General features: G+C 73.3%; 12 protein-coding genes. 8 read left to right on the top strand and 4 right to left on the bottom strand.

The genetic code is table 11. The features are described from left to right. Window positions 1-2: 2 nt before the first annotated feature. The 3 genes from OG294_RS12585 to OG294_RS12595 all read right to left on the bottom strand — a co-directional run bounded on the left by OG294_RS12585 (window position 3) and on the right by OG294_RS12595 (window position 3,768). Window positions 3-1,511, bottom strand: coding sequence for an exopolysaccharide biosynthesis polyprenyl glycosylphosphotransferase (locus tag OG294_RS12585; protein ID WP_327066569.1), 1,509 nt, complete (start codon window positions 1,509-1,511; stop codon window positions 3-5). Window positions 1,512-1,949: 438 nt separating this feature from the next. Next, a complete protein-coding gene (locus OG294_RS12590) occupies window positions 1,950-3,077 on the bottom strand; it encodes a glycosyltransferase family 4 protein (protein ID WP_327066570.1) in 1,128 nt (375 codons plus the stop codon). A 250-nt stretch (window positions 3,078-3,327) separates the two neighbouring features. After that, entirely contained in the window at window positions 3,328-3,768 is a 441-nt protein-coding gene (locus OG294_RS12595; RefSeq protein ID WP_327066571.1) for an SRPBCC family protein, read from the bottom strand. Window positions 3,769-3,834: 66 nt separating this feature from the next. Here OG294_RS12595 and OG294_RS12600 point away from each other — a divergent pair, with 66 nt between their 5' ends. The 6 genes from OG294_RS12600 (at window position 3,835) to OG294_RS12625 (ending at window position 11,328) form a co-directional block, all read left to right on the top strand. Continuing rightward, window positions 3,835-4,716: a HipA family kinase gene (locus OG294_RS12600; RefSeq protein ID WP_327066572.1), complete on the top strand. Its 882-nt coding sequence runs from the start codon at window positions 3,835-3,837 to the stop codon at window positions 4,714-4,716. Window positions 4,717-4,940: 224 nt separating this feature from the next. Then, window positions 4,941-5,312: a CU044_2847 family protein gene (locus OG294_RS12605; RefSeq protein WP_327066573.1), complete on the top strand. Its 372-nt coding sequence runs from the start codon at window positions 4,941-4,943 to the stop codon at window positions 5,310-5,312. Next, window positions 5,309-9,511 (top strand): WD40 repeat domain-containing protein, encoded by a 4,203-nt coding sequence (locus OG294_RS12610; RefSeq protein WP_327066574.1) that lies wholly within the window; start codon window positions 5,309-5,311, stop codon window positions 9,509-9,511. The genes OG294_RS12605 and OG294_RS12610 overlap by 4 nt, the downstream gene beginning before the upstream one ends. 214 nt (window positions 9,512-9,725) lie before the next feature. Then, complete coding sequence (locus OG294_RS12615; protein ID WP_327066575.1) at window positions 9,726-10,058, top strand: helix-turn-helix domain-containing protein; 333 nt, start codon at window positions 9,726-9,728, stop codon at window positions 10,056-10,058. Window positions 10,059-10,122: 64 nt separating this feature from the next. Next, on the top strand, window positions 10,123-10,917 hold the full coding sequence (locus OG294_RS12620; protein WP_327066576.1) for a hypothetical protein: 795 nt from the start codon (window positions 10,123-10,125) through the stop codon (window positions 10,915-10,917). A 78-nt stretch (window positions 10,918-10,995) separates the two neighbouring features. Beyond that, window positions 10,996-11,328: an ArsR/SmtB family transcription factor gene (locus OG294_RS12625; RefSeq protein ID WP_327066577.1), complete on the top strand. Its 333-nt coding sequence runs from the start codon at window positions 10,996-10,998 to the stop codon at window positions 11,326-11,328. Window positions 11,329-11,337: 9 nt separating this feature from the next. Here the strand turns inward: OG294_RS12625 and OG294_RS12630 are convergent, their stop codons facing one another. Next, on the bottom strand, window positions 11,338-12,783 hold the full coding sequence (locus tag OG294_RS12630) for a glutamine synthetase family protein (protein ID WP_327066578.1): 1,446 nt from the start codon (window positions 12,781-12,783) through the stop codon (window positions 11,338-11,340). Between the two features lie 567 nt (window positions 12,784-13,350). Here OG294_RS12630 and OG294_RS12635 point away from each other — a divergent pair. After that, window positions 13,351-15,159 (top strand): 3-hydroxyacyl-CoA dehydrogenase family protein, encoded by a 1,809-nt coding sequence (locus OG294_RS12635; RefSeq protein WP_327066579.1) that lies wholly within the window; start codon window positions 13,351-13,353, stop codon window positions 15,157-15,159. A 191-nt stretch (window positions 15,160-15,350) separates the two neighbouring features. Continuing rightward, window positions 15,351-16,253, top strand: a complete 903-nt coding sequence (locus tag OG294_RS12640) for a TetR family transcriptional regulator (RefSeq protein WP_327066580.1) — start codon at window positions 15,351-15,353, stop codon at window positions 16,251-16,253. Window positions 16,254-16,307 lie beyond the last annotated feature (54 nt).

Raw genomic sequence — 16,307 nt, forward strand, 5'->3', positions numbered from 1 at the left:
GGTCAGCTCCCGTCCGGGCGGAGCATCAGCACGGCGGTGCGCAGCAGGACCTTGACGTCCTGCCAGAGGCTCCAGCTCTCGATGTAGCGGTTGTCGAAGCGGGCCCGGTCCTCGATCGAGGTGTCCCCGCGCAGCCCGTTGACCTGGGCCAGGCCGGTCAGTCCGACCGGGACCCGGTGCCGGTCGGCGTACTCCGGGTAGGCCTGGCTGAACCGCATGACGAAGTACGGGCGCTCGGGGCGCGGGCCCACCAGGGTCATGTCGCCGCGCAGCACGTTCCACAGCTGCGGCAGCTCGTCCAGCGAGCTGCGGCGCAGCAGCCGGCCGACCGCGCTCATCCGGTGGTCCTGGGAGATGTTCCAGTGGGTGGCGGACTCGTGCTCGTTGGCGGGGCGCAGGGTGCGGAACTTGAGCAAGGTGAAGACCTGGCCGTCCAGCCCGGTGCGCTGCTGGCGGAAGAGCACGCCGGGGCCGGTGTCGAGGCGGACGGCCAGCGCGCAGAGGGCCAGCACCGGGGAGATGGCGATCAGGCCCAGGGCGGCGGCGGCGATGTCGACGGCCCGCTTGACCAGCCAGCCGGGCCGGCGGCGCGGCGGTCGCGGCAGCCGCAGGCAGGGGTAGCCCCACAGGTGGTCGGGCAGCTGCCGGGCTCCGGCGCCCAGCGCGGCGTGCTCGCGCAGGGCCGGGACCAGCCAGACCTGGCAGCCGAGCCGGACCGCCTCGCGCATCGCCACGGCCGTCTCCGCCTCGTCCGCGGCGCCGGCCGTGGCGATCAGCCGCACCACGCCGTGCCGGCGCACCTCGCGCTCCAGCGCCTCGCGGCCCCCGAGCACCGGCACCGGGGAGTCGCCGGGCAGCAGCACCGGATCCGGGTCCAGGTAGCCGATCGGGCGCATCCCGTACTCGGGGTGCTCGCGCAGCGCCGCCGTCACCCGCTGGCCGAGCGCTCCCGCGCCGAGCACCAGCACGGGCACCGGACGCCGCCGGTGCAGGCGGCGCAGCAGGGCGTAGACCATCCCGCGGCCGAGCGCGGCGAGCGCGGTCAGCGCGGTGAGCAGGGCGAGCAGCCGGGCCCAGCCCAGCGGACCGCAGGCCGGCCAGGCGCCGGGCAGGCAGCCGGAGAGGGTGACGGCGAAGGCGAGCGCGACGGCCGCGCGGCCGATCAGCGCGGGCAGTTCGTCCAGCACGGACGGGGTCATCCGGGTGCGGTAGAGGCCGCCGGCCAGGTTGAGCGGCAGCAGGACCGGCAGTACGGCGGCCGCGGTGCCCACCGGGTAGCCGGACTCGGCGGTGCAGCCGACCGCGCTCGCGCAGGTGGCCAGCACGTCGACCACGAACAGCGCCGCGGGCAGCGCCACCGCGGAGCGCAGGCCCCGGCGGTGGCGGCCCAGCTGGGTCGCCGTTTGGGACTGCGCGGGCCGGCTCGGCCGCTCCAGCAACTCGGTCGCCAGCCGCCGGCTGTCGGCCGCGACTCGCCCAGGCCGCGGCACGCTCTCGTGGTCAATGGTCATCAGCGCACGAACTCCCCTGCTGTGTGCCCTTGGTGGCGGATCCCGGCACCGGGTGCCCGGCACCGCGGAGCCCGGTTCCGTGGGCGCGGTCCGGGTAGCACCTGCTGCCGTGTGAGCGGTGAGGGTTCTCGACCACCGGGGCGGTCAAGGTTCTCGCACTTGGAGAACGAAGCAGGCAAAATCAGACATTACCGAATGTCTGCTACATTTCCGGAAGCTGACTTGCCATTTCATTCCACCCGCCCATTAATAGGAATTTCCGATTTGGTCGCTGGGCGCGACCGAAAAGGGTGAGCGGCGAGAGCGATCCGGGGCAACGAGCACGCCCGTACGGGTCGTTGGGCACGCCTGTCCGAAAAGGGCGACAAGCGCCGCCAAACGGAAAGAACGCGTCCGCACCCGATCGGAACGGCCTGCTTTTCACTGCCTGAGAAACGATCAGATCCGCGCGGGGACACGGGGAGTCGACTGGCCTCCACTGATCGACTTCTGATAGAGATCCGACACTCGCGCGACCACCGTGCGCACGTCGTGCCGGGCCGCCACCCACTCCCGGGCGACCGCCCCCCGGCGGGCGCACTCCAGCGGGTCGGACAGCGCCTCGGCCAGCGCATTGGTCAGCGCCGCCGGATCCTGCACCGGGATCAGCCCGGTCTCCCGCTGCTCCGGCGGCAGTTGCTCACGCGCACCGGGCACCTCCGCCACCAGCACCGGGCGGGCCATCGCCATCGCCTCCAGCGGTGCCAGCGCCATCCCCTCCCAGCGCGAGGGCAGCACCACCAGATCGGCCGCCGCCAGCCAGGGCCGCGGGTCGAGCACCTCGCCCGCCAGCCGCACCCGGTAGGGCTCGGGCAGCGCCCGGGCCTGCGCGGCCAGCGCCTGCGCGTCCGGACCGCCGCCGACCAGCGCCAGCCGGGCGCCCGGCACCCGGCGCAGCACCGCGGGCCAGCAGGCGAGCAGCAGGTCCTGGCCCTTCTGCCGGCACAGCCGCCCCACGCAGACCGCCAGCGGATCGGACAGGTCCAGGCCCAACGAGAGCCGTGCGGACCGGCGTTCGGCCGGCGTGTGGTGGCCGAGGTCCACCCCGTTGGGCACCACGGCGAACGGGGCGCTGATCCCGGCCGCCTCACCGTCCAGCCGCTCCTGCTCGCTGACGCAGAGCACACTGGTGGCCCAGCGGGTCGCGTACCGCTCCCAGCGCGTGCTGGCGGTGGCCAGCGCACCGGTGGCGGCGGCGAAGGACCAGGCGTGCGGCTGGAACACGGTGGGCAGCCGGCCGCGCAGCGCCAGCCGCCCGGCCAGACCCGCCTTGGCACTGTGCAGGTGGACCAGATCGGGCGCGGAGTTGCGCACCAGCCGGCGCAGCCGGGCGGTCTCGGCCGGCACGCTCGCACCCGGCGACCGGCGGGCCGGCCACTCCAGCAGCTCGGCGCCCGCCGCCGTGGCCCCGGCGGCCAGCCGGCCGCCGGGCGGGCAGGCCAGCAGCACCCGGTGGCCGGCCGCCCGCTGCCCGCGCACCAGGTCGGTGACCACCTGGGCCACGCCGCCGTCGACGGGCTGGGACACGTGAAGGATCGTCAGATGCACGGCCGCGAGCCTAGGGTGGCGCGGCGCGGCGGACCGCCTGCCGTCACCCGCCCGGGGGCGCGGTCCACTCGTACGGGCGGGCAGGTCGTACGGGTGTCCGCGTTGTTCGGATCTCCGGCCGCTCGGGCCGGTCCGGGCTCCCCGCTCCAGATCTCCTGCGTCTGGGTTCCTGCTTCAGACTTCCTGCTTCAGACTTCCTGCGGCAGGAAGCCTGTGGCAGGCGACCGGCCTACTTCAGGTGGTCGGCGAGCTTGGCGAGCACCTCGTCGTGGATCCGGTTCAGGCCCTTGGGCGCGAAGGTGCGCTCGAAGAAGCCGCCGATGCCGCCGGCGCCCTGCCAGGTGGTCTCGATCGCCACGGTGGTCCGGTCGGCACCGGCGCCGGAGACGGTCCAGGTGATCACCATCGAGGAGTTGGCGTCCTTCTCCACCAGGGTGCCGGGCGCGGGGGCGCTGACGGTGAAGAGGCAGTCCCGGACCCGCTTCTCGGTGGCCTGCAGCTTCCAGTGCACCTGGGTGCCGGCGCCGATGCCGCCGGCCCGCACCTCGTACTCGCTGTACTGCGCGGGCAGCAGGGTCGGCCGGACGGTGCTGTAGTCGGCGATCGCCTCGTACACCTGCTCGGGGGTGGCGGAGTAGGTCCGCTCGGTGCGGGCCTGGACCTGGGCCATGGGTGGAGCTCCTTCGGTGCCGAAATACGTGGTGGTGTGCGTCGGGGCACAGCTTAGGCTGGCCGGGTGTCTTCACAGCTGACCCGGGTGACCGCCCTGCACTACCTCGCCCCGCTGCGCGCCGGCGGCTCGGTGCCAGGCATCGTCGAGACCGATGACCTGGGCACCTACGTGGTCAAGTTCACCGGCGCCGCCCAGGGCCACAAGGCCCTGGTGGCCGAGGTGATCGTCGGCGAACTGGCCAGGCGGCTGGGCCTGCGGGTGCCAGAGCTGGTGCTGGTCGACTTCGACCCGGCGGTCGCCGAGCACGAGCCGGACACCGAGATCCAGGACCTGCTGCGGGCCTCCACCGGGCTCAACCTCGGCATGGACTACCTGCCGGGAGCCCGCGACTTCAGGGCCGCCGAGCCCGCGCTGCCCACGGTGGACCCGCTGGAGGCCGGACGGGTGGTCTGGCTGGACGCGCTGACCGCCAACGTCGACCGCACCCGCGCCAACCCCAACCTCATGGTCTGGCACCGGCGGCTCTGGCTGATCGACAACGGCGCCGCGCTGGTCTTCCACCACCGCTGGTCCGCCGCCGGCGCCGTCGTCGAGCGGGCCTACGACCTCAGCGGCCACGCGCTCGGCGGCTACTCCCCCGACCTGCCCGCCGCCGACGCCGAACTCGCGCCGCAGGTGACCGAGGAACTGCTGCGCGAGGTCGTCGCCCTGGTCCCCGCGGAGTGGCTGGCCCCCGCGGAGGACGGCTTCGCGGATGCGGCCGAGCTGCGCGAGGCGTACGTCCGGCACCTGGCGGCCCGGGCGGCGGCCTCCGCGCACTGGCTGCCGCGTGAGTTCGCCACCGAGGAGCAGCTGCGCGCCGCCGAGGCCGCCCGCGTCCGGCGCGCCCAGGCGGGGCGGCCGGCCTGGCTGCAGCAGGTGCCCGATCTGCACGGGGAGCGCTGAGCGCCGTCGGCTTCCGCTCAGCCGGGCCTGTCGCGCTCCGGCTCGGGCGGCTCAGCCGGGCCGCGCGGTCGTAGGCGCGCAGCGTGAGCAGTGCCGCGGGGGTCACCCCCGGGCGGGCCTCCAGGTGGGTGGCGGCGGCCCTCTGCGCGTCGCGCGCCCGGCACGAATCGGCCTGCCGGCATCGCAGTAGGCTCTGCCTACTCAGCTCCGAGGGGGGAGATGGCATGGCGTCACAGATCGTGTCCTACGCGCTCGACGAGGAGACGGTGGTCCGTTTCGAGGTCGAGCCCACGGACGACTGGCACCCGGTCGGCACGGACGAGATCGTCGGCCGCGTACGGGACGCCGTCAGCCCGGCCGTGGCCGCCGCCCGCACCGTGCTGGACAAGGTGGCTGAGCTCCAGCCGGCCGCGGTGGAGGTCAAGTTCGGCATCAAGGTCAACGGGACGGCCAACTGGCTGGTCGCCAAGGCCGCCACCGAGGCCAACTTCGAGATCACTCTGACCTGGAAGCCCTCGGCCCCGACCGCGCCCGGCGAGGCGGCCGGCGAGTCGGGCGGCGGGGAGTCGGGCGGCGGGGAGTCCGGCACCGCATGACCCGATCGCCCGGGGCCGGGCCGCGTCCCGGCTCGGACACCTGGGTGGTGGCCGTCCACCGCACAGAGCACGACCGGGCGCCGATCGGTTCGGGCTTCCTGATCGACGGCCGCAGGGTGCTCACCTGCGCCCACGTGGCGTGGCCGGAGTGGTCCAGGGGCGGGGAGTTGTGGATCGCCTTCCCGAAGGCGGAGGAGCTGATGCACCGTCGCGTCCGGGTGCGGGAGGTCCTCGCTCCGCCGGAGCAGGACCACGAGCTGCAGGACGCGGCGGCCCTGCTCCTCGATCTCGACGCGGACCTGCCGGGCCACCTCGCCGCCCCGCTGCGGCAACCGGCGCCGGAAGATCTGGTGGGCACCGCCTGGTGGGCGTTCGGCTTCCCCAACGGCTCGATCGGAAATTCGGCGAGCGGCCTGGTCGGCGAGGCGCTGGCCTACCTCTGGGCCCGGCTGGACACCGGAGGCAGCGGCTCACCGGTGAAGGCCGGCTACAGCGGTGCGGCGGTGTGGTCGCACGACTACCAGGCGGTGGTCGGCATGGTGGGGCAGGCCCAGGGCAGCACGGGGGACGCCCTCGCCCTCAGCCTGCGGGCCGTCGCTGCGGCTCTGCCGGAGCAGCGCCTCCAGTTGCTGACCGACTGGTCGCTCAGGACCGCTGACGAGACGGCCCGGACGGCCTGGGGCTGGGCGCTGGGGACGGACCCCGAGGCGCGACAGCACTGGCACCCGCGTGCCCGGGGCGTGAGCACCGGTGCCGAGCGCGGCCACCGGTTCAGCGGCCGGACGGCGGTGCTCAGGGCCATCGCCGCGTGGCTCACCGACACGAACCCGCCGCGCCAGGCCCAGGTGCTCACCGGGCGCCCGGGATCCGGGAAGTCGGCGGTCCTCGGACGCGTGGTGACCACCGCCGACCCCGAGGCCGCGGCGGAGCTCCCCGCCACCGACACGGCCGTCCGCATGCCGCCGGGCTCGGTCTCCTGCGCCGTGCACGCTAAGGGCAAGACGGCCGTGGAGGTCGCCCACGAGATAGCCCGGGCCGCCTCCGCCGCGCTGCCGGCCCGTCCCGATGATCTCGCGACGGCCCTGCGGGAGGCCCTGGAGAGCCTGGAGCCGCCGGCCGACGGGGCGCGTCGACCGTTCACGCTGGTGATCGACGCACTGGACGAGGCGGTCACACCGGCGGAGGCCCGCACGATCGTGCGCGGCATCGTGCTGCCCCTGGTGGAGACCTGCGCGGGCGACCTGGGCGTGCGCGTGATCGTCGGCACCCGACGCAGGGACGACGCCGGGGATCTGCTCACCGTCTTCGGACCGGCATCGCACGTCCTGGACCTTGACGACCCGGAGTTCTTCGCGCAGGCCGATCTCGAGGCCTACGCGATGGCCACGCTGCGGCTGACGGGCGACGAGCGCAGTGACAACCCCTACGCCGAGGCGGCGGTGGCCGCGCCGGTCGCACGGCGGATCGCGGCGCTGGCGGCGGGCAACTTCCTGGTGGCGGGCCTCGTCGCGCGCGGGCACGGGCTGCACGACAAGGAGGCGGTCCGGCCGGGTCTCATTTCCTTCCCTGCCACGCTGGACGCCGCGCTGAGCGGCTATCTCGGCCGCCTGCCCGACGTAGGAACGCTCTCCGCGACGGAGGTGCTCACCGCGCTGGCGCTCGCGGAGGGGTCGGGCCTGTCCCTGGGCCTGTGGCGGACGGCCATCGCGGCCCTGTACTCGCAGGCTCCCGATCCTGCGGAGCTGCTTCGCTTCGTGCGGTCCTCGGCAGCGAACTTCGTTCTGGTGAGCGGGGTTTCCAGCGACGACGAGGAGGTCTTCCGACCCTTCCACTACGCGCTGAACGAGTCGCTGGGGCGGGCCCGTGCCGAGACCGCCTCCCGGGCCGACGACGAAGCGGCCCTCGCCCGTGCGTTCATGGCGCAGCGGCGGCGGTGCGGCTGGGAGAACGCGCCGTCGTACCTGCTGGGTTCGCTCGGTTTCCACGCCGTGCGAGGCGGCATCATCGACGAGCTGCTGACCGACGAGCGGTACCTGCTCCACGCTGACCTGCGGCGGCTGGTCCCGCTGGCGATGCGGGCGCAGACTCCCCGAGGGCGCGAACTCGCCAGGCTGCTGCGGAAGACGCCGCGCGCGATCGGGGCCTCGGCGGCGGAGCGGGTCGCGCAGTTCAGCGTGACGGAGGCCCAGGAGGAGCTGGGGAGCGCGTTCCGGGAGAGCGCGGTGCGGGCGCCGTACCGTGCGGTGTGGGCGGCGGTGGACCGGGTGCCGGCTCAACTGGCGATCCTCGAAGGCCACAACGGGCATGTTGCCGACCTCTGCGCGGCCGGTGTCGGTGGCCGCCAGCTGATCGTCAGCGCCGGCAACGACCGCACCGTTCGGACCTGGGACGCCGCCACCGGTGAGCCGGTGCATGTGTTCGACCACGAAGGCTGGATCCAGTCGGTCTGCGCAGTGCCGGTCGACGGCACCGTCGCCATCGCCAGTGCTGGTAGAGATGGACTGATCCGGCTCTGGGACCTCGATACCGGTGCGCTGCTCCGTACCTTGCAGGGCCACGATCAGCTGGTCTCTGCGCTCTGCTCCTTCCAGATTGACGGCCGGAGCCTGATTGCCAGCGCAGGCCGCGACCGGCGCCTGCGGGTCTGGGACCCGGCCACCGGAGAATTGCTCCAGACGTTCCGCGGACGGGTGCACGCCGTAAAGGCCCTCTGCCCGATTCGATTCGACGGCCGCACGCATCTCGCCCTCTTGAGTGGCGGCATCGACAGGTGGTTCGTGCGGCTCTGGGACCCCGTTCTCGGGAAGACCAGCCGCACCATCAGGACGCGAGGCGGCTGGTTCCGGCAGATCTGCCGGGTTGAACTCGCGGGCCGTGATCTCCTTGCGCTCAGTTCGGGCGCCACGGATGAGGACGGTGTGGAGCTGATCGATCCGACGTCAGGCCGGGCCATTGATTGGTTCGACGGCGGTGTCGGGTCGGTTCATTCCCTGCGCAGCTTCACCTTCCGCGGCCACCGCGTGCTGGCCGCAGGCTACGGCGAGGACGAATGCGGCAGCGCGATCATCTGGGATATCGCGACGGGGAGCGCCATCGGCACCCTGGAGGGCCATGGCGGCTGGGTCTGGGCTCTGTGCAATGTCGAGGCTGACGGTCGCGAGCTGATCGTCACAGGTGGACAGGACGGCATGGTGCGTCTCTGGGACCTGGACTCACAGTCCGATCCGGCGGACGGCGCCGACCCCATCGGTCGGGTCGGAGACCTCTGCACCGTGGACGCCGTCGGCCGTACTCTGGTCGCCGGCATCGCCGATTCGGCGGTCGTGCTCTGGGATCCGACCACGGGACACCGGGTTCGCACGCATGCTTTTCCCGGCTACATCCGCGACATCTGCGCACTGAAGTGCGGAGACCGCTCCTACGTGGCTGCCATTTGCCGCACCGGCGATACGGACGCGGTACACGTCATTGTTCCCGGCGAGAACAGTCCGGTCAGCATCGTCGTGGAAGACCTGCACTGGGTCCCGGCCATGTGCACGATCGAGGTCGGTGGGCAGTTACTCCTCGCACTTGGCGTTTCGCGCTCCGACAGGCACTCCCAGGTGCAGCTCTGGGACCCATTCGAAGGCACGCTCATCAGGGAAATCGGCATTACCACATCCGGAATTCACCACCTCCGCACCATCATGGTCGCTGGACGGGCGCTCCTCGCCGCCAACTGCGAGGTCGGCTCCTACGGGAACACGCGGGTATGTCTCTGGGACCCTTCGACCGGCGATTCCGTCCGGACCATGAAGGTGACCGGCACCTCGTACTCGACAATGCACGCACTGGATATCGACGGAACCACACTGCTGGCAACCGTCTCCCATGTCCACGACGATTCGGACGACGAGCTCAGAATCGGTTGGCTCTCCCTCTCCGACCCGCTCACGGGAGAGGTGGTCCGCAGCCGGGAGGTCCATCGTGGCTGGGTCAATTCCGTACGCGTCGTCGAGGTCGACGGTGCCCACCTACTGGCAACGGTCGGCCAGGACGACCGAACGATCAGGCTCTGGGAGCCGAACTCCCTGCACCAGGTCCTGGAAATCCCGGTCCGGCAGGCTCCGCAGGACCTGGTCCAGGTCGGCGACACCCTCGTCATCGGCCTCGAAACCGGCGTGATGGCCATCGCCCTCCCGCCGGACGCCGATACCTGACAGTCACGCTCGCCGCGGCTCGACCTCGGCGGCGCTCCCGGCATCCAAGCGGGCGGACCGCGCGCCCGCCGCCCCCGTCTCTGCCATCTGCCGCATCGCGGCATTGACAAAGCGCCGAAGTGGATCGCGCCCAGCAGGCCAGGAAGGCATGCGAGGCTGAACGGCACACCGCACACGATGAGTTCAGCCGGGCGATGACGAAGGGAGAAGCACGATGAACCACACGCGATGGAAGCTCACCCGCGAGCGCGCGGTCGCCGAGGGGCAGCAGGATCCGCCCGAGGTTGAGGCGATGCGCACGGAGATCCGCTTGGCCTTCGACCTCGGCCAGGCTGTTTACGACCGCCGGACTGCTCTGGGACTGTCCCAAGCGGAACTGGCCAAGCGGGCGAACATGACGCAGCCCCAGGTGTCGAAGCTCGAACTGGGCGGAACGGTGCCGACGCTGCCGCTACTGGCACGCCTCGCCAAGGCACTGGATGCCTCCCTCAACATCGCGCTCGATGACGGCACGTCCAGCGTCGTCTTCACGCCGCACGCTGCCTGAGACCGCCGGCTCGGCATCCCGTAGGCTGCTGACCTGCTGTGAAACCGGTGAGCATGGGGGATGTATGGCGAAGTTCCGGGTGACCGTCACGTTGCCGGCTGCCGCGCAGGCTGATCCGCTGGCGGCGATCGCCGAGGCGATGCGTCCCTTCGACATGAACGTCGATCCGGCCACCGGTGGGGACGGGTTCAATCCCCAGGGCGAGTGGGACTGGTGGCAGATATCGAGCTACGACAACCTGGTGGTGCTGCCGGCGCACGACGGGGACCCGCGGCTGATCCACCAGGCGGTGCGGCCGAACGGGGAGCCGCGGCCGCGCGGTTCGCTGCGGTGCGACGGAGGGCCGCGCGGGTTGCTCGACCTGGACGGGATGCGGGCGATCAGTGCGGCGGATGCGGCGGCCACCTGGGCGGTGTGGGCGCGCTTTGCCGCTCAGCATCCGCCGGCCGAGCCGCGGTCGGCGTTCCTCGCGCGCTACGGGGTGGACGCCGAGGCCGCCTCGCCCGATCTGGAGCGGGCCAAGCGGGAGCACCTGGCGCAGCCGCTGGTGCAGGCGCTGGCGCAGTACGCGGTCACCGGTGGGGACGAGCACTATCCGAACAGCTTCGTGATGCACGATCCCGTCGCGCTCTTCTCGGGGACCGAGCAGGAGTACGTCGAGCGGGCGGCGGCGGTCGCGGTGCCCACCACCGCGCTGCTGACCCTGGACGGCCAGTGGGCCGACCAGTGGAACGCGCGTCCGCTGGGCGAGGTGCGCCCGGAGGAGTCCGAGGGCGGCGCGTACTGGCGGCTGGCCGACGCCTACCTGCGCGGGCTGCCCGAGGACGCGCTGCTCGTGCAGCTCCTCTGCCACTGCTGAGCTCCGCGCGCGGGGCGCCATGACACCGGAAGTCGAAGGCAGGGCAGCCCAGTTCGAGCCGCGCGGTACCGTGGTGACATGACCCTGCACCATCCAGAGCGCGAGCAGATCCGGATCGACAGCGTCCTGTCGGCCCTGGGCAGTCCCCTGCGGCTCGCCGTGATCCGCTTGCTCGACGGCACCGGTGAGCACAACTGCAGCAGCGTGCTGCGCACCCTGAGCGTGCCGTCGAAGTCGACCATGACGCACCACTGGCGGGTGCTGCGCGAGAGCGGGGTCATCCGGCAGCGGCCGGCCGGGCGGGAGCACCTGCTCTCGCTGCGCCGCGAGGACCTGGACGCCCGCTACCCCGGGCTGCTGGACGCGGTGCTGAGCGGCGTGATCTCCGACCGTGCTCTGTCCGCCGCCTGATCGCGGTACTCAGTACCGCCAGCGGGTGGCCGCGGCCAACTGCTCGGGGCTGTGGCCCGCGAAGAGTTCGATCTCGCCCAGCCGCACCGCCAGCACCGCCTCGTAGAGCGGATCGCCCATCGCCTCCCGCAGCACGCCCGAGGTGCGGTATGCGGCCACCGACTCGGCCAGGGTGCCGGGCAGCCGCGGGACTTCGCCCTCCGGCAGCAGCGCCGGGTCGTCGCAGGTCTCGGCGGGCAGTGCGCGGCGGGCGTCGACTCCGGTCAGGCCCGCGGCGAGCACGGCGCCGAGCAGCAGGTACGGGTTGGCGGCGGCGTCGAAGCACTTGAACTCGGCGTTGGCGCTGCCGGCGCCCTCGCCGGGCGGGCCGGGGATCAGGCGGAGCGCGGCCTCGCGGTTCTCCATGCCCCAGCACTGGAAGGCGCCGGCCCAGCGCTGCGGGAGCAGCCGCAGGTAGCTCGCGGGGCTGGGCGCGCCGAGGGCCAGGAGTGCGGGCAGTTCGGCCAGCACCCCGGCCAGGAAGGACTCGGCCTCGCCGTTGAGGCCGTAGGGCCCGGGGCCGCCCTGGGCGAGGTTGCGCCCCTCACGCCAGAGCGAGAGGTGCAGGTGGCCGCCGTTGCCGACGCCGCCGGGCTCGACGGCGGGGGCGTAGGAGGTGCGCAGGCCGTGCCGGCGGCCCACCGCGCGGATGGTCTGGCGGGCCAGCACAGTGGTGTCGGCGGCGCCGAGCGGGCCCTGGGCGGCCAGCGAGAGCTCGAACTGGCCGGGGGCGTACTCGGGGTGGAGCTGGAGCACGGACAGGCCCTGCTCGTCGAAGGTGTGCAGCAGGTCGCGCAGGTAGTCGGAGAGGTCGACCAGGCGGTGCAGGCCGTAGGCGGGGCCGTGGGTGGGGTAGACCGGCGGCTGCTCGGGGGCGTCGGCCAGCGCCACCACCCACTCGATCTCGATCCCGGCCCGCAGGTCGAGGCCGCGCAACCGGGCCGCGTGGATCATCCGCTGGGCGAAGCGGCGCTGGCAGCCGGGGTGCACGGTGCCGTCCTGGGCGTACCGGTCGGCGGGGGCCCAGGCCCAGCCGGGCTGGGCGGCCAGCCTGGTCAGCCGGCCGAGGTCGGGGATCAGCCGCAGGTCGCCGGCCGGACCGCCGATGTGGCGGCTGGTGGTGATCGAGTCGTCCACCAGGAAGACGTCGAAGGAGGGGGCGGCGCCGACGCCCCAGGCGGCCGCCTGTTCGAGACGGCGGACCGGGACGGTCTTGACCCGGGCCAGGCCGGCGTTGTCCACCCAGCCGAGGATCACGCCCTCGACGCCCTCGGCGGCCAGCCGGGCGGCGGCCACCCGCGCCCGGGCGGCCCGCTCGGCCCGCAGCTCGGCGGTGAGCGGCTCGTCGCCGAACGGCGGCTCGCCGACCTGCTCGCTGCTCCAGGATTCCGCCTGCTCGGCCGTGGTGGTGCTCATACGACCCATGCTGTCGCGCGGTCCGGTGCCCGGCCATTACCCGCAGGAGTGGTTCTGCTCTCCGGAAGCTGACGGTCCGTCGGATGCGACGGCGATCACCCGCACCGGGCTCGGATGCCCTCTTCCGGCGTCCCGGCAACTTCGCTACAGTGACCGCACGCACCACCGCCGGGCTTCGGGAGCCGCACCGGCGAGTCACCGCGGGTCACGCCTGCGGCGGGTGCCACTTCTGCGTCATTCACCAGCCGGGCCGCCTGATCCCAGGGGCCGTGCTGGCCTGCGGAGATCTCGTGGTACGGCCGGAGCGGACCGGACCGGCCCGGGAGCCGCGCCTCACACCCGTTGACGCCCAGGCGCGCCGGACCGCGCGCCGCCCCTTCGGTGCGCCGAACCGTGCGCCACCACCCCCGCAGCCGTCGCGGCAGCAGCCGCCAGCGCGCCACCGCCGCACGCCTGCGCCCGTCCAGCCACCGCCCCGGTGCGGCGCCACGCGCCCACGGGCTGCCCCGCCCGCCCCCGGCCACCGCCTCGGCAGTCCGGTCGGGCCTCCCGAAAGGACCAGCAAAGATGCAGGCTCCCGACTCTGCCAGCAGCAGCACCACCGCGCAGCCCTTCCCCACCGTCGCGGTGGTGGGCCTGGGCACCATGGGCGCCGGGGTCGCCGTGGCGATCGCCCGCAGTGGCCGCCGCGTGATCGGCATCGAGGCCAACGCCGCCGGCGCCGCCCGGGCGCTGGCCCGGATCGAGGCCGCCACCGCCCATGCGGTGGAGCGCGAGCGGCTCACCGCCGAGGAGCGCACCGCGCTGCTCGCGCTGATCGGCGTCGGCGCGCAGCTCGACGCCGCCGCCGCGGCGGACCTGGTGATCGAGGAGATCCCCGAGCAACTGGAGCTCAAGCGCGACCTGTTCGCCGAGCTGGACAAGATCTGCCCGCCGCACACCGTGCTGGCCACCGGCACCACCTCGCTCTCGGTGACCCGGATCGCCGCCGCCACCGGGCGCCCGGACCGGGTGCTCGGGCTGCACTTCTTCAACCCGGTGCACGCGATGAAGCTGGTCGAGGTGGTCCGCACCGTGCTGACCGCCGGCCAGGTCGCCGAGGAGGCGGCCGGGTTCGCCCGCTCGCTGGGCAAGGAGCCGGTGGCCGCCGGCGACCGGGCCGGCTTCGTGGTGAACGGGCTGCTCTTCGCCTACCTCAACCAGGCGGCGGCCATGTACGAGTCCAAGTACGCCACCCGGGAGGACATCGACGCGGCGATGCGGCTGGGCTGCGGCCTGCCGATGGGCCCGCTCGCGCTGCTCGACCTGATCGGCGTGGACACCGCCCGCACCGTGCTGGAGGCGATGTACGAGCAGTCCAGGGACCGGCTGCACGCCCCGGCGCCGATCCTCGGCCAGCTGGTCGCGGCCGGCCTGCTCGGCCGCAAGACCGGGCGCGGCTTCTACACCTACGAGGCGCCGGGCTCCTCCAAGGTGGTGGCCGAACCGGGCGCGGGCACCGTCGCGAGGACCGCCGGGCGCGCGGTCGAGCGGGTCGGCGTCTGCGGCTCGGGGACGATGGCCACCGGCATCGCCGAGGTCTTCGCCAAGGCCGGCTACCAGGTCACCCTGGTCGCCCGCAGCCAGGAGAAGGCCGACCGGGCCAAGTCCCAGCTGGCCCGCTCGCTGGCCCGCTCGGTGGAGAAGGGCCGGCTCACCGAGGAGCAGCGCGAGGCGGCGCTCGCCCTGGTGACGCCGGCCGCCCAGCTGACCGACCTGGCCGAGGCCGACCTGGTGCTGGAGGCGGTGGCCGAGGACCTGGCCGTCAAGCGCGAGCTGTTCGCCACCCTGGACAAGATCTGCCGGCCCGGCGCCGTGCTGGCCACCACCACCTCCAGCCTGCCGGTGATCAGCTGTGCCACCGCCACCGGGCGACCGCGCGACGTGGTCGGGATGCACTTCTTCAACCCGGCGCCCGCGATGAAGCTGGTCGAGGTGGTCTCCACGGTGCTGACCGCCCCGGACGTCACCGCGACCGTGCTGGAGGTCTGCGCCAGGGTCCGCAAGCATCCGGTGGAGTGCGGCGACCGGGCCGGCTTCATCGTCAACGCCCTGCTCTTCCCCTACCTGAACGACGCGGTGCGGATGCTGGAGGAGCACTACGCGACGGTCGACGACATCGACACCGCGATGAAGCTGGGCTGCGGCTACCCGATGGGCCCCTTCGAGCTCCTCGACGTGGTCGGCCTGGACGTCTCGCTGACCATCGAGCGGGTGCTGCACCAGGAGTTCCGCGAACCGGGGCTGGCCGCGGCGCCGCTGCTGGAGCACCTGGTGGCGGCCGGCTGCCTGGGCCGCAAGACGGGCCGCGGCTTCCGCGACCACGCGCGCCGATGACCGGCACCCAGGGCGCCGGCCAGGAGCCCACCCGGCCCGGCCCCCCGCGCCCGCTGCGCCCGGTCTGGGACGAGGCGGCCGTCGCGAGCCGCTGGCCCCGCCCCGCGGTGAGCCCGGCCGCCGCCGCGGTGCGGCGACCGGTCCGGGCAACGGCGCCGGGAGCGCTCGCCCAGGCGTGTAGCGTTCCAGCCATGGATGCGGAACAGTCAGCCACCGAGCGGGGCGGGCGCACCACCGCGGTCGCCGAACACGCCCCTGGCCATCGCCGGGCCGCCGCGCAGCGCCAGCAGATGCGTCAGGACCTCGCGCAGGCCGCGATGGAGCTGTTCGCCACCCAGGGGTACGAGGAGACCACGGTCGATCAGATCGCGGCCGCCGCGGGGGTGGCCCGGCGCACCTTCTTCCGCTACTTCCGTTCCAAGGAGGAGGCGATCTTCCCGGACCACGACGACACCCTGGTCCGGGTGGCCGACCTGCTGGCCAGCGCGGAACCCGAGGAGCACCCGCTGGACGTGGTCTGCCGCGGCATCAAGGAGGTGCTGCACATGTACGCGGCCACCCCTGCCGTCTCGGTGGCGCGCTACCAGCTGATCCGTCAGGTGCCGGCGCTGCGCGAGCGGGAGATCGCGGTGGTGGCCCGCTACGAGCGGCTGTTCACGCGATACCTGCTCGGGCGGTTCGACGCGGCGGTGGGGACGGGCACGGAGGGGACGGCGATCCCGCCGGGCTGGCAGCACGGCGGGGACGACGACTCGATGCTCGCCGAGGTCTCGGCGGCGGCCGTGGTCGCGGCCCACAACCACGTGCTGCGCCGCTGGCTGCGGGCCGGCGGCCACGGGGACGTGGAGGCGCAGCTGGAGCACTCCTTCGAGGTGATCCGGGGGACCTTCTGGGCCACCGCGCCGCGCGGGGTGCGGCGCCGCGGCACGCTTGTGGCACCCGGTGCCACCGAGGGTGCCGAGGGCGCGCTGGAACCGCTGGCCACGAGTGCCCTCAGTGCCACCCCGGGCGGTGAGGTGGTCATCACAGTGGCCAGAACCGACGCGCCGCTGGAGCAGGTGCTGGACAGCATCAAGGCCGCGCTCAGTCGCTGAGCGCCGGATAACCGCAGGTCAGAAGGCCCATTCCGAGATTCGGGGTGGGCCTTT

Origin of the sequence: Kitasatospora sp. NBC_01302 (assembly GCF_035976515.1) — a bacterium.
GTDB lineage: Bacteria > Actinomycetota > Actinomycetes > Streptomycetales > Streptomycetaceae > Kitasatospora.